Annotated in this window: 10 protein-coding genes and 1 pseudogene; all 11 read right to left on the reverse strand. The window is 68.9% G+C overall.

What is annotated here, in order from left to right; translation table 11 throughout:
* Window positions 1–17: 17 nt before the first annotated feature.
* Entirely contained in the window at window positions 18–635 is a 618-nt protein-coding gene (locus tag EZ313_RS17700; RefSeq protein ID WP_135264573.1) for a DUF502 domain-containing protein, read from the reverse strand.
* A gap of 20 nt (window positions 636–655) precedes the next feature.
* The gene (locus EZ313_RS17705; RefSeq protein ID WP_135264574.1) at window positions 656–979 is read right to left on the reverse strand and encodes an FmdB family zinc ribbon protein; all 324 of its coding nucleotides are present in this window, start codon (window positions 977–979) and stop codon (window positions 656–658) included.
* A gap of 85 nt (window positions 980–1,064) precedes the next feature.
* A pseudogene (locus EZ313_RS17710) lies at window positions 1,065–2,522 on the reverse strand (high affinity choline transporter 1).
* 62 nt (window positions 2,523–2,584) lie between these two features.
* Window positions 2,585–4,150 carry a ubiquinone biosynthesis regulatory protein kinase UbiB gene (ubiB, locus tag EZ313_RS17715; RefSeq protein ID WP_135264575.1) on the reverse strand — a complete coding sequence of 522 codons (1,566 nt, stop codon included), beginning with the start codon at window positions 4,148–4,150 and terminating at the stop codon, window positions 2,585–2,587.
* Window positions 4,147–4,737: a hypothetical protein gene (locus tag EZ313_RS17720; protein ID WP_135264576.1), complete on the reverse strand. Its 591-nt coding sequence runs from the start codon at window positions 4,735–4,737 to the stop codon at window positions 4,147–4,149. Before EZ313_RS17720 ends, ubiB begins: the two co-directional genes overlap by 4 nt.
* 106 nt (window positions 4,738–4,843) lie before the next feature.
* Window positions 4,844–5,857, reverse strand: a complete 1,014-nt coding sequence (locus EZ313_RS17725) for a Tim44 domain-containing protein (RefSeq protein WP_205960438.1) — start codon at window positions 5,855–5,857, stop codon at window positions 4,844–4,846.
* 49 nt (window positions 5,858–5,906) lie between these two features.
* On the reverse strand, window positions 5,907–6,638 hold the full coding sequence (gene ubiE / locus EZ313_RS17730) for a bifunctional demethylmenaquinone methyltransferase/2-methoxy-6-polyprenyl-1,4-benzoquinol methylase UbiE (RefSeq protein WP_135264578.1): 732 nt from the start codon (window positions 6,636–6,638) through the stop codon (window positions 5,907–5,909).
* 42 nt (window positions 6,639–6,680) lie between these two features.
* Window positions 6,681–7,091, reverse strand: a complete 411-nt coding sequence (locus EZ313_RS17735) for a gamma-butyrobetaine hydroxylase family protein (RefSeq protein WP_135264579.1) — start codon at window positions 7,089–7,091, stop codon at window positions 6,681–6,683.
* Window positions 7,092–7,102: 11 nt separating this feature from the next.
* Entirely contained in the window at window positions 7,103–8,743 is a 1,641-nt protein-coding gene (locus EZ313_RS17740) for a ShlB/FhaC/HecB family hemolysin secretion/activation protein (RefSeq protein WP_135264580.1), read from the reverse strand.
* Between the two features lie 69 nt (window positions 8,744–8,812).
* Window positions 8,813–10,168, reverse strand: a complete 1,356-nt coding sequence (locus EZ313_RS17745; protein WP_135264581.1) for a FecR family protein — start codon at window positions 10,166–10,168, stop codon at window positions 8,813–8,815.
* A gap of 132 nt (window positions 10,169–10,300) precedes the next feature.
* A complete protein-coding gene (locus tag EZ313_RS17750) occupies window positions 10,301–14,179 on the reverse strand; it encodes a DUF3683 domain-containing protein (RefSeq protein ID WP_135264582.1) in 3,879 nt (1,292 codons plus the stop codon).
* Window positions 14,180–14,228 lie beyond the last annotated feature (49 nt).

Here is a 14,228-nt window from a genome sequence, read left to right on the forward strand (position 1 = left end):
GCGCGCTTTGGGCGCGTTCAGCGGACGTTGAGCGCGGGGCTGGAGGGCACCACGACGCCCATGGAGATGACGTAGCGCAGGGCCTCGTCGACGCTCATCTTGAGTTCGATGCAGTCGCTGCGGCGAAGCATCACGAAGTAGCCGCCCGTCGGGTTGGGCGTGGTGGGCACGTAGACGCTGACGTAGTCATCCGACAGGTGGTTGATCACGTCGCCGCCCGGCGTGCCGGTGACCAGCGCGATGGTCCACATGCCGGGCCGCGGCCACTCGATCAGCACCGCGGTTCGGAATGCGTTGCCCGAGGGCGAGAACAGCGTGTCGGAGACCTGCTTGACGCTGGAGTAGATCGAGCGCACCACCGGGATGCGGTGCAGGATCGCGTCGCTCCAGGCCACCAGCTTGCGGCCCACGAAGTTGCTGGTGATGGCGCCGACCGCCAGCAGGATGGCCAGTGCGAGCAGCACGCCCAGGCCCGGGACCTTGTAGCCCAGCAACCGGTCGGGCTGCCAGTCCATCGGCAGGATCAGCAGCGTCTGGTCCAGCGTGCCGATGATCCACTGCAGCACCCACAGCGTGATGCCCAGCGGCGCCAGGACGAGAAGGCCGGCAAACAGCCAGCGGCGGAGAGCGGCCATCGCGTGGGGGACCCGGCCTTTCAGTGGCAGGCGCAGGCGCTGCCGCAGCCGCCGGCCGAGGCGGAAGGCGCGTCGGGCTTGGACGGGGTGCTCGCCCCCTCGGCGGGTTTGGATTCGGTCGGCTTGGCGTCGCCCGAGGCTTCGCTCTTGGCGCTGGAGCCGTTGCCGCGGAAGTCGGTGGCGTACCAGCCCGATCCCTTGAGCTGGAAGCCGGCGGCGGTGATCTGCTTGGAGAACGTTTCGGCGCCGCAGGCGGGGCAGGCGGTCAGCGGCGCATCCGACACTTTTTGCAGGACGTCCTTGGCATGGCCACAGGAGCCGCATTTGTAGGCGTAGATGGGCATGGCGTCAGGAAGTGGTGCAGGGTGGCAAAGCCCTCAATTATAGGCGGCGGGGCGAAGCTCAAGCCCCGCCGGCCACCCCGCCGCGTCAGGCGTGCAGCGGCGCGCGCGGCTCGTGCCGGTTGCGCAGCACCTGCGGCGCCAGCGAACCCATCACCATGCCCAGGAAGGCGGCGATCAGGCCGGCGAGCTGGCCCGGGAAGGCTTCGCCCAGCTTCTCGTTGAGCTGAGGGAAGAACAGCAGCCAGGTGCCGATGCCCAGGGCGATGGAGACGATCGCGCCTTGCGTCGTCGCGCGCCTCCAGTACAGGCCCATCACCAGCGGGATGAACGCGCCGACCAGCGTGACCTGGTAGGCCGACGACACCAGGTCGTAGATGGGCGTGCCCTTCATCGCGATGGCGTAGGCCAGCACGATGGCGGTGAACACCACGATGGTGATGCGCATCGCCAGCAGCTGCTGCCGGTCGCTCATGCCGGGGCGCAGGTTCTTCAGGATGTTCTCGACGAAGCTGGTCGAGGGCGCCAGCAGCGTGGCCGACGAGGTGCTCTTGATGGCGGACACCAGCGCGCCGAAGAACAGGATCTGCATGATCAGCGGCATCTTGGTCAGCACGAAGGTGGGCAGCAGCCGCTGGTAGTCGTCCTTGGCCATCTCCATCGCGCTGTTGCCCATCACCACGACGGCGCTGGCCACGATGAACATCGGCACGAAGGCGAACAGGATGTAGCTGAAGCCGCCGATCATCGCGCCGTTGCGCGCCGTGTCGACGTCCCTGGCCGACATCACGCGCTGGAACACGTCCTGCTGCGGGATGCTGCCCAGCATCATGGTCAGGCCGGCGCCGATGAAGAAGGCGATGTCGGTGAAGGTGGGCGGCGGCAGGAAGTTGAACAGGTTCTGGGTGGAGGCCATCGAGATCACCTACCCCGCGCCGCCGGCCAGGTCGGCCGCGAAGACGGCGATGATCGCCAGGCCCACCACCAGCACGATCATCTGGATGAAGTCGGTCCAGGCCACGGCCAGGAAGCCGCCGATCACCACGTAGACCAGCACGGCCATCGTGCCCACGATCATCCCGGTGGTCTCGGACATCGCGCCGCCGGTCAGCACCGAGAACACCAGGCCCAGCGCCGTGATCTGCGCCGCCACCCAGCCGAGGTAGCTCAGGATGATGGCGAGCGAGCAGAACACCTCGACGCCCTTGCCGTACCGCTGGCGGTAGAAGTCGCCGATGGTCAGCAGGTTCTGCTTGTACAGCTTGGCCGCGAAGAAGGCGCCGACCAGGACCAGGCAGGTGCCGGCGCCGAACGGGTCTTCCACGACGGCGTTCAGGCCGCCCTGCACGAACTTGGCCGGGATGCCCATCACCGTCTCGGCGCCGAACCACGTCGCGAAGGTGGTGGTGACGACCATCACCAGCGGCAGGCTGCGGCCGGCGATGGCGAAGTCCGCGGTGTTCTTGATCCGGGTGCCGGCCCAGGCCCCGATGGCCAGCGTGCCGAGCAGGTACAGGACTACGAACGAGATCAGCGTGTAGTTCACCAGCGGTCCTCCTTTGGAAGGCCCGTAGGCGGGCCCGCGAAATTATGCCCGGCAGTGGCGCGCTAGAACAGCCGGACGCGCACCAGAACCTGCATCGCGAGCAGGCCCAGCGCGAACCCGACACCGCCGTACAGGAAGGCCTGCAGCAGCCGGTTGGTGCGGCGCTGTTCGTCGATCAGCGTCTGCAGTTCGCGCCGTTCCGGCTCGGCGCGGCGGCGCAGGTAGTCGTGCATCAGGCGCGGCAGTTCGGGCAGCAGCTTGGCGTAGCGCGGCGCCTGGTCGCGCAGTTCGTCGATCAGTCGCTGCGGGCCGACCTGCTCGAGCATCCAGCGCTCCAGGAACGGCTTGGCCGTGGCCCACAGGTCCAGGTCGGGGTCGAGCTGGCGGCCCAGGCCTTCGATGTTCAGCAGCGTCTTCTGCAGCAGCACCAGCTGCGGCTGGATCTCCACGTTGAAGCGGCGCGAGGTCTGGAACAGGCGCATCAGCACCATGCCCAGCGAGATCTCCTTGAGCGGCCGGTCGAAGTACGGCTCGCACACGGCGCGCACCGCGGACTCGAGTTCGTCCACGCGCGTCGTGGGCGGCACCCAGCCCGACTCGATGTGCAGCTCCGCCACGCGCTTGTAGTCGCGCCGGAAGAACGCGTTGAAGTTCTGCGCGAGGTATTCCTTGTCGAACTCCGTGAGCGTTCCGATGATCCCGAAGTCCAGCGAGATGTAGCGGCCGAAGGTCGCCGCATCCAGGCTCACCTGGATGTTGCCCGGGTGCATGTCGGCGTGGAAGAAGCCGTCGCGGAACACCTGGGTGAAGAAGATGGTGACGCCGTCGCGCGCCAGCCGGCGCAGGTCGACGCCGGCCTGCACCAGGCGCTCGTTCTGGCTGATCGGAACGCCGTACATGCGCTCCATCACGATCACCTCGGGATGGCACCAGTCCCAGAACATCTCGGGGATCAGCACCAGGTCCATGCCCGTCATGTTGCGGCGCAGCTGCGCGGCGTTCGCCGCCTCGCGCAGCAGGTCGAGCTCGTCGTGCAGGTACTTGTCGAACTCGGCGACCACCTCGCGCGGCTTGAGCCGCTTGGCGTCGTACGACAGGCCCTCGATCCAGCCGGCCATCATGCGCATCAGCGCCAGGTCGTTCTCGATCACCGGCAGCATGCCGGGGCGCAGCACCTTGACCGCCACCTCGCGGGTGAGCCCCTGGCGGTCGCGCAGCGTCGCGAAGTGCACCTGCGCGATCGACGCGCTGGCGACCGGCTCGCGCTCGAAGCTCGCGAACAGCGTCTCCACCGGACGGCGGAACGCGCGCTCGATGGTGGCCATCGCGATCGCCGGATCGAACGGCGGCACGCGGTCCTGCAGGTAGGCCAGTTCGTCGGCGACGTCGGGGGGCAGCAGGTCGCGGCGCGTGGACAGCACCTGGCCGAACTTGACGAAGATGGGGCCCAGCCGCTCGAGCGCCTCGCGCAGGCGTTGCCCTCGCGGCGCGTGCAACCGCCGGCCGAAGCTGACGATGCGCGCCAGCCGGTGCAGCCAGGGACGCTGGAAGCTGTTGAGGACGAGCTCGTCGAGCCCGTAGCGCAGGATCACCCAGAGGATGAAGGCGCCGCGCAGGTACCTCCTCATGCGGGTCCCGGGCCCCCGGCCCCGGCCGTGGTGCCTGTGGCAGGCGCCGGGCCGGCGGGCGCCGCGGGAGCGGCCCCCGGGATGAAGCGGCGCAGTGCGTCGGCCATGCCGCGCGCCGCCTGTCCGATCGCATGGGCCGGCGCATCGCCGACGACGCGGGCCAGGTCCTCTTCGACGTCCCAGCGCACGTGGTCCACGAGCCAGTTCACCTCAGCGGCGAACTGCACGTCGCCCTCGATCCGAACCGGCGGCTTGTCGCCGCGCAGCGCAGCCTGCGAGAGTGCCCAGGGCGACTCTTCGGTGATGGTGAGGGTGAGGTCCGGAGCGCCCGCGGGGCTGGCCAGGTCCAGCAGGCCGGCCGGCGTGGCGACCAGGCGGACGTGGAAGACGCGCCAGCGGCCTTCGACGATGCGGCCGGCCTGGCGGCGCAGCCGCTCCATGGCCTGCGGCTCCTGCATCAGGACGTGGTTGAGCAGCAGCACGAGCCGGCGCTGCGCCTCCTGCACCGCCCAGGGCGGCGGCGCGAACCGCTGGCCGAAGGCGTCCAGCAGGCTGTCCACGAAGGGGAAGGGGGACCGTGTTGCCATGGTCCCGGATTATTGATGATGGCCGCCTGCTCGGCCGCAGGAAAGGGCCGTGCAAACGAAAAGGGCTCCCGTGGGAGCCCTGTCCTTCATGCGCGGAGCGCGGCGATCACTGGAGCGCCTGGACCCCTGCGACCAGCCAGCCGCTGTTGCCGCTCTTCGGCTTGGTCATGTTCCAGACCTCGCGGAAGGGGCTCGGCCCGGCGGACGGTTCCTCGCGGATCATCCCGGAGAACTCCACGCTGGCCATGTAGCCGTCGCCCAGGTCCTCGATGCCGAGCAGCTGCGCTTCGAGCAGGACGACGTCGGTCTTGTTCGGCTGGCCGTCCATGTGCTTCTCGCGCTCGGCCAGCTGGTGGCGGATCTCGGACAGCATCTCGTCGGTCATCATCGAGCGAAGGTTCGGGATGTCCGAGCGGTCCCAGGCGTCCTGCAGCGTCAGGAAGTTGCGCTTGGCGGCCTCGACGAAGCCCTGCACGTCGAAGCCGGCGGGGATGCCCCAGTTCTGCGAGCCGGCCAGGCCGGATCCGATCTGCACGCCGCCGCCGATGTACTTGGTGTTCTCGAACGGGGTGACGCCGCGCTCCCACGGCCGAGCCGAGGAGTCGTTGCCCACCTTGTCGGGGCTGTACTGGCGCGGCGAAGTGGCGAAATCGGCGGGCGATGCGCCCTGGTAGGCCATCGGGCGGCCGCCGGCCGCGCCGCCGGCGCGCTTGCGCATCACGAAGCCGATGACGGCCATCACCACCAGCGCGATCAGCGCGAACATCAGGAACTGGGCGAGCTCGGGGCCGAAGCCCAGCGCGTGGGCCAGCCACGCCAGGCCCAGTCCGGCGGCGAGGCCGCCGAGCATGCCGCCCCAGCGGGATCCGGCCGCCTGCGGCGCCGCGGCGGGCGTGCCCGGACGGGCCTGCGCCGCCTGGGCCGGTTGTCCGGGCTGCTGCTGCGTGGCCGTGTTGTTGGCCGGCGGCTGCTGCTGCGCGGGGCGCGCGGCATCGCGCTGGGTGACGTTGCCTGACTGGCGGCCGATCGAGCTGCCGCCGCCGAGGCGGCGTGCGGCGTCGGCGTCGACGCTTGCGAACACCAGCATGCTGGCGAGTACGGCGGTCCACAGCTTCATGATCGGTCCTTCCTTCTTCCTGCTCGGATGTCGTTGGTCCCCAGATGGGGCTTCAGCACTTGATTGCAACATGCAGGGCGACGACGCCGCCCGTCAGGTTGTGATAGTCCACATGGCCGAAACCGGCTTTCTTCATGAGGGCCTTGAGCTCTTCCTGGTCGGGGTGCATGCGGATCGATTCGGCGAGATACCGGTAACTGGCCGAATCGCCCGCCACCGCCTGGCCCAGCCGCGGCAGCACCCTGAACGAATACCAATCGTAGGCAGACTTGAGCGGCCGAGCCACCCGGGAGAACTCCAGCACCAGCAGCTTGCCGCCGGGCTTGAGCACCCGCTGCATCTCGGCGAGCGCGGCGTCCTTGTGCGTCATGTTGCGCAGCCCGAAGGCGACGCTGACAAGGTCGAAGCGGCCGGAGGCGAACGGCAGCCGCTCGGCATCGCACACCAGGGTGGGCAGCACCACGCCCGCGTCCAGCAGCCTGTCCCGGCCGTTGCGCAGCATGGCTTCGTTGATGTCGGTGTGCAGCACCATGCCGGTGGGACCGACCTTGCGCGCGAAAGAGCGGGCCAGGTCGCCGGTGCCGCCGGCGATGTCCAGCACCTGCTGGCCGGGCTGCACGTTGGCGACCAGCACCGTGTAGGCCTTCCAGGCGCGGTGCAGGCCGAACGACATCAGGTCGTTCATCAGGTCGTAGCGCGGCGCCACGGAATCGAAGACGCCCCGCACCCGGCGCGCTTTCTCGCTCTCGTCGACGGTCTGGTAGCCGAAGTGGGTGCTGCTCATGCCGTCATGGTAGGGGCAATCCCCGTTCAGCCGCTCCGTGTGTCAGTGTTTGCAACCGTGGCCGCCCGCTGCGGCCATCGGCGCGTCGCGGTCGACGCCCGCTTCGGCCAGCCGGCGCTCGTACTCGGCCCACAGCTGGTCCTGCTGCGAACCGAGGAAATAGAGGTAGTCCCACGAGAAGATGCCGCTGTCGTGGCCGTCCGAGAAGCGCGGCTGCACGGCGTAGTTGCCCACGGGTTCGAGCGTCTCGATGTCCACCTCGCGCTTGCCGGTCTGCAGCACCTCCTGCCCCGGGCCGTGGCCCTGCACCTCGGCCGAAGGCGAGTAGACGCGCATCAGCTCGAACGGGATGCGGAACAGGCTGCCATCGGAAAAGCCGATCTCCAGCACGCGCGAGCGGCCGTGCAAGGTGAGCGATTGCGGCGTCGCGCCGCTGGAAGTGGTTGCTGCCATGGAGGTGGGACTCAGAAACGCAGGCCGAGGTTCACGTAGAGCCGGTCGTCGCCCCGCTCGGGAGCGGCCGAATTCAGCTCGACCGGAACGCGGCTGCCCGTCACGAGGCGTCCGTATTCGAGGGAGCCGACGAAGGCGCCCTGGTTGTAGCGCAGGCCGAGGCCGAGGCTGGCCAGTCGGTCGGTGGACGGCTTGTTCAGGCCGTTGGGATCGTTGTTCCAGAGGTGGCCGGCGTCGGCGAAGCCGAACAGGCGCAGGCCCGGCAGCAGTTCGGGGGTGAGCGCTTCCAGGGTCGCGGCAACGCCCTTGTCCGCGGACAGGGGCCGCTCGATGGCGGTGCCGCGCACCGAGCCGTAGCCGCCGATGCCGAACTGCTCGCCCGAGATCAGCACGTCCGGGCTGTACTGGTATTCGGTGCGGAAGGAGAGCAGCCAGCCGTCTTCGAGCGGCGTCGCGTAGTTGAAGCTGCCCCGCAGCGCCTTCCAGCTCGTGGTGGTGATGCGCGGGTCCTCGCTCTGGTACGAGACGAGGTTGTTGGCGCGGCCGCCGCCGGTGTTGAAGGCCAGCGCAAGGTTGTAGCCCCACGTCGACGTGTTGGTCTCCGTGCGCGCGTTGTAGCCCAGGACGAGGGGCCGGCTGCGGCGGTCGAGCGCGCCGGGCACCACGACGTCGTTGATCCTCGCGGCGTTGAAAACCTTGTCCTCCAGCCCGAGGCTCAGGTAGCTGCGGCGGCCGCCCTGGGGTGCGAGGTAATGCGTGTAGTTCACGGCCGTGGTGTGGCCCGCGCCCGTGCTGGTAAACGCACCGAAGCTGCCGACCACGTCGGAGCGCGTGTAGCTCGCGCCCAGCACGCCGCCCTGCTCGTAGAGCGGTGCGCGGTATGCCAGGCCGAGCTGGCGAACGTCGGACGTGCGCTCGACCGACGTGGTGTACGCGCCGGTGAACTGGTGGTCGCGATCGAACAGGTTGCTGTGGCTGCCCGCGACCGTCAGGCGGTCACGGCCGGTGGAGTCCGAGCCGGTATTGGAAGCGTTGACCAGGACGTTCCAGGGACGGCTTTCCTTCACCGTGATCGTGGCGTCGATGCGGTCCGGCTCGTCGGCCTCGCGCAGGCCGACCTGCACCTGCTTGTTCGGGTTCTCGTTGGCGATGGCCGTCTGGACCGCGAGCCGCTTGAAGTTGGGCGTCTGGCCTTCCTGCAGCTCGGGCACCGTGCGCCGGATGTTGCCCTCGCCGTTGATCTGCGCGCCCTCGATGGTCACCCTGCTCACGGTGAAGCGAACGACTTCCAGCCGCACCGTGCTGCCCACTTCCTGCGGCGGCAGCGCCACGCGGTGCAGCCCGTAACCCGCCTCGCGCAGCGCGGTTTCCAGGGCCACGGTGGCCTGCTGCAGCGTCGACATCGTCGCCTCGGTGCGCAGGAAGGGGGCCAGCACCCGGGCGGTTTCGCCCGCAGGCAGCGGGTTGTCGCCCGTGACATGGAAGCCCCGGATCTGGAAGACCGGTTCGGGCGCGGAGCGAAGCGGCGGCGGACTGGTCGGCGAACGGGTCTGGGCGAAGGCCGGCCCCCATGTGCCGGCCAGTGCAGCCGCCAGCACGCTCACGGCCGCGGCGCAGCGCCGCGCGGCGGGCGCGCGATTGCCCTTGCTCATGTCCTCTCGCCCCTCTTCTCAGTCTTGCGGGATTGTCTCTCACCCGCCGAGCGGCGAGCCCCTGTTGCATCAGCTGCAGGTGTTCCTGGCCTTGATGTTGTTGTCCTGCAGCACGCTTTGCAGCAGCGGATTGCGGCTGGTGGGCATCGGCACGAAGTCGAAGTCCATGAACTTCGGGATCGTGAACGGCCGCGCGGCGGTGCCCGCCTGGCCGGCGAAGCCGGCTTCGCCGCGGCCGAGGTGCAGCACCTCGCCCGCCGTGGCCACCTCGATGTGGCCGTCGCGCACGAACACGAACAGGCCCTCCTGCGCGTCGGAGACGTTCTCCTTGGCGAACAGCTTGGGCGGCACGTTGACCTCGTCGGGTCGCGGGCCGTCCATGGACGGCGGTGCGGTGAGCGGCTGCATGCCGGTGGGCGAGATGGACAGCCCCTGGCCCGCCTGCAGCACCTGGAACGCGGTCTGCCCCTGGGGCGTGACGGCGATCGCGCCGAGCCAGGTGAAGAGCGTCAGCTGCCCCTGCTCGCAGTCGCCGCCGCAGGACGCATCGAAACCGGTGCCGCGGATGCCGATGGTGGCTGTCGCCGTGGAGAAGCCCACGTTGCGGTTGTTGGCCCGGGCGATCAGGCCGGTTAGCGCGCGCACCGAGCCGCGCAGCAGCGAAGCCAGGAAGCGCCCCTCGCCCGCGTTCTGCTCGTCGTAGACGAAGTTGTCGACGCGAAAGCGCGTGGACGAACCGAGCGTGATGCGGCTCTCGTCGCGGAAAGCGACCACGGCGCGCGCACCGGGCGCCGTCTCGATGACGTCGCCGGGATAGATGCTGCCGCCGTCGACCACCCGGCGCCGCTCGTTGTTCGCGTCCACGGCGTAGACGGCGCCCTGCGACTGGACCACCTTGGCGCTGGCCAGCACCGCGTTGGGCCGGGCCGATTCCTGCACCCGCGCGGCCTCGGCGCCGCAGTCGACCGAACACAGGCGCGCGTCGAAGTCGGTGCCGCGGATGCCGATGGTCGCGGTGCTCGTCTGGATGCGGGCGGCGTTGGGCGAGCCCTTGGAGATGAGGCCGGTGACGGCGCGAAAGCCGCCGCGAATCATCTGCAGCAGCATGCCGTTGTCCGGCGCGTTCTCGCGGAACTGGTATTGGGAGATGACGATCTCGGAGTTCGGCCGCACCGTCATGCGGGTGCCGTCCTCGAGCCGGACGATGGCCGACGCGCCCTCGGACGTCGTCAGCCGGTCACCCTCGCGCAGCGGCAGGCCCTTGCCCAGCGTGCGGGGCGCCTGCCCGGGCGCCTGGGCGAAGCCAACGCCGCGCGCGAATTCCACCTCTCCGGCGGACTGGGCGAGCGCTGTGCTGCCCGCCAGCGCCAGAAGCAGTCCCAACGCGAGCCCGAACGATGTGCGGCCGATCTTGTGCGAGTCCATCGCAACCTCCGGAAAATGTAACCAGAGGATACAGCGGCTGGGCTGGCGCGAATCACCGCGCAAGGGCGGAAGTCAGGCTGGGCGTGCGGAATTCACGCGGATGCGCGCTGGATTGAGGAAGAAAGTCTCGGATCAGACCAGCACGCGCTCGATCCCGCCGGCGTTGGCGGCATGCACGTATTCCGCCATCCAGTTCTCGCCCAGGATCTTGCCGGCCATCTCGACCACGATGTAGTCGGCTTCCAGCAGGCCGTTCTGCAGGTCGTGCCCGTAGCGGGACAGGCCCTGCAGGCAGCTGGGGCAGCTGGTGAGGATCTTCACGTTCTCGCGTTCACCGATGGCGCCGGCCTCGCGCAGCGCGGCCTCGTCCGCGCGCAGCTGTTCCTCCTTGCGGAAGCGCACCTGGGTGGAGATGTCGGGACGGCTGATGCCGAAGGTGCCGGACTCGCCGCAGCAGCGCTCGGACTTGCGCACGTTCTCGCCGACCAGCGCCTTCACGGTCTTCATCGGCTCCTGCAGCTTCATCGGCGTGTGGCAAGGGTCGTGATAGAGGTAGGCGCCGCCGCCGGGCAGGGTGATGCCTTTTTCCAGCAGGTACTCGTGGATGTCGACGATGCGGCAGCCGGGGAAGATCTTCTCGAACTCGTAACCCTGCAGCTGGTCGTAGCACGTGCCGCAGCTGACCACCACCGTCTTGATGTCCAGGTAGTTCAGCGTGTTGGCCACGCGGTGGAACAGCACCCGGTTGTCGGTGATCATCTTCTCGGCCTTGTCGAACTGGCCGGCACCGCGCTGCGGATAGCCGCAGCACAAGTACCCGGGCGGCAGCACCGTCTGCACGCCGGCGTGCCACAGCATCGCCTGCGTCGCCAGGCCGACCTGTGAGAACAGGCGCTCGGAGCCGCAGCCCGGGAAGTAGAAGACCGCCTCGCTGTCGGTGGTTGTGGCGTTCGGGTCGCGGATGATCGGGACGTAGTCCTTGTCCTCGATGTCCAGCAGCGCCCGCGCAGTCCTCTTGGGCAGGCCGCCCGGCAGCTTCTTGTTGATGAAGTGGACCACCTGCTCCTTGAGCGGCGCGCGGTCGTGCGTCGAAGGCGGCAGCGTGACCTGCTTGCGGGCCAGGCCGCGCAGCAGGTCGTTGCCCAGCCGCTGCGCCTTGAAGCCGACGTCGACCAGGGCCGCGCGGGCCAGCTTGATCGTGTCCGGGTTCGTGGCGTTGAGCATGAACATCGCCGCCGCGTTGGCGGGCCGGAAGCTCTTCTGCCCCATCTTGCGCAGCAGGTTGCGCATGTTCATCGACACGTCGCCGAAGTCGATCTTCACCGGGCAGGGGTTGACGCACTTGTGGCAGACCGTGCAGTGGTCCGACACGTCCTCGAATTCCTGCCAGTGCTTGATCGACACGCCGCGGCGCGTCTGCTCCTCGTACAGGAAGGCCTCGACCAGCAGCGAGGTGGCGAGGATCTTGTTGCGCGGGCTGTAAAGCAGGTTGGCGCGCGGCACGTGGGTGGCGCACACCGGCTTGCACTTGCCGCAGCGCAGGCAGTCCTTGATGGAATCGGAGATCGCGCCGATGTCCGACTGCTGCATGATCAGCGACTCGTGCCCCATCAGGCCGAAGCTGGGTGTGTACGCGTTGGTCAGGTCGGCGTACACCGACATGGGGCCGTCCTGCTGGGTGGACGGGCGCAGCAGCTTGCCCTGGTTGAACCGGCCTTCGGGATCGACCTTGGCCTTGTAGTCGGCGAACGGGCCGATCTCCTCGTCGGTCAGGAACTCCAGCTTGGTGATGCCGATGCCGTGTTCGCCGGAGATCACGCCGTTCAGCGACCGCGCCAGCGCCATGATGCGTTTCACCGCGCCGTGCGCGGCCTGCAGCATCTCGTAGTCGTCGCTGTTGACCGGGATGTTGGTGTGCACGTTGCCGTCGCCGGCGTGCATGTGCAGCGCGACCCACACCCGGCCCTTGAGCACGCGCTTGTGGATGGCCTGCACCTCCTCCAGGATCGGCCGGAACGGCTGGCCCGAGAAGATCTGCTCCAGCGGCGCGCGGATCTGCGTCTTCCAGCTGGCGCGCAGGCTGTGGTCCTGCAGCTGCGGGAACAGCGACTCCACGTTGGCCAGCCAGGTCTGCCACTGGCCGCGCACCTCCTGCACCAGCGCGAGGGCCTGGCCCACGCGGTCTTCCAGCAGTTCGGCCGAAGGGATCTCGCCCGCGTCGTCCAGCCGGCCCAGCGGCAGGTGGCCGCGGCGGAAGAACGCTTCGAGTTCGTCGGCCAAGCGGATCTTGTTCTGCAGCGACAGCTCGATGTTGATGCGCTCGATGCCGTCGGTGTATTCGGCCATCCGCGGCAGCGGGATCACCACGTCCTCGTTGATCTTGAAGGCGTTGGTGTGCTTGCTGATGGCCGCGGTGCGCTTGCGGTCCAGCCAGAACTTCTTGCGCGCTTCCGGGCTGATCGCGATGAAGCCTTCGCCGCTGCGCGAATTGGCGATGCGCACCACTTCCGAAGTCGCGCGCGCGACGGCATCGGGCTCGTCCCCCACGATGTCGCCGATCAGCACCATCTTGGGCAGGCCGGCGCGCTTGGACTTGGTCGAGTACCCCACGGCGCGCAGGTAGCGATCGTCCAGGTGCTCCAGGCCCGCGAGCAGGACACCCGTGCGGTCCTTCTGCGCGAACATGAAGTCCTTGATCTCGACGATGCTGGGCACCGCGTCGCGGGCATTGCCGAAGAACTCGAGGCAGACCGTGCGCGTGTGCGCGGGCATGCGGTGCACGACCCAGCGCGCGCTGGTGATCAGGCCGTCGCAGCCTTCCTTCTGGATGCCGGGCAGGCCCGAGAGGAACTTGTCGGTGACGTCCTTGCCCAGGCCTTCCTTGCGGAAGGTGGCGCCGGGGATCGCGAGCGTCTCCCGCCGCCGCTCGGTGCGGCCGTCCGGCGCGAAGTACACCAGCTCGAAGCTGGCCACCGGCGCGTCGTGGATCTTGCCCAGGTTGTGGTCCAGGCGCGTGATCTCCAGCCATTCGGCCTGCGGCGTCACCATGCGCCAGGACACCAGGTTGTCCAGCGCCGTGCCCCACAGCACGGCTTTCTTGCCGCCCGCGTTCATGGCGATGTTGCCGCCGATGCAGGAGGCCTCGGCCGAAGTCGGATCGACCGCGAAGACGAAGCCGGCCCGCTCCGCCGCGTCCGACACGCGCTGCGTGACGACGCCCGCTTCGGTCCAGACCGTCGGCACCGGCTGCGGGTGGCCGGGGATGGACACCAGTTCCACCTCGCTCATGGCCTCGAGCTTCTCGGTGTTGATGACCACGCTCTTCCAGGTGAGCGGGATCGCGCCGCCGGTGTAGCCGGTGCCGCCGCCGCGCGGGATGATCGTCAGGCCCAGCTCGATGCAAGCCTTGACGAGGCCGGCCATCTCGGCCTCGGTGTCGGGCGTGAGCACGACGAAGGGGTACTCGACGCGCCAGTCGGTGGCGTCGGTGACGTGCGAAACGCGCGAGAGGCCGTCGAACTTGATGTTGTCGCGCGCCGTGTGCCGGCGCAGCACCTTCTGCGCGTGGCGGCGCAGGTCGGCCGTCTCGCGGAAGGAAGCGTCGAACGTCTGCACGGCCTGCTGCGCGGCCACGAGCAACTCACCGACGAGGGCATCGCGCTCGGGGTCGGTCTGCGGCGTGCGGCGCTTCCCGATCTCGGCCAGCCGGTGGTGCAGGGCCTCGACCAGCAGGCGCCGGCGCTTGGGGTTGTCCAGCAGGTCGTCCTGCAGGTAGGGATTGCGCTGCACCACCCAGATGTCGCCCAGCACCTCGTACAGCATGCGGGCGGAGCGGCCGGTGTGGCGCTCGTCGCGCAGGCGCGAGAGCACTTCCCAGGCGCGCGGGCCGAGCAGGCGGATGACGATCTCGCGGTCCGAGAACGAGGTGTAGTTGTACGGGATCTCGCGCAGGCGGGGCGCTTCGTCGGAAGCCGCCACCAGCAGCTGGTCGAGCTTGGTCGGTGCGTTCATCGTTGCGGGTCTTGCCCCTGGAGGCGTGGGGCGGGTGTCAGCCGAAACG

Source organism: Ramlibacter henchirensis, assembly GCF_004682015.1.
GTDB classification, from domain to species: domain Bacteria; phylum Pseudomonadota; class Gammaproteobacteria; order Burkholderiales; family Burkholderiaceae_C; genus Ramlibacter; species Ramlibacter henchirensis.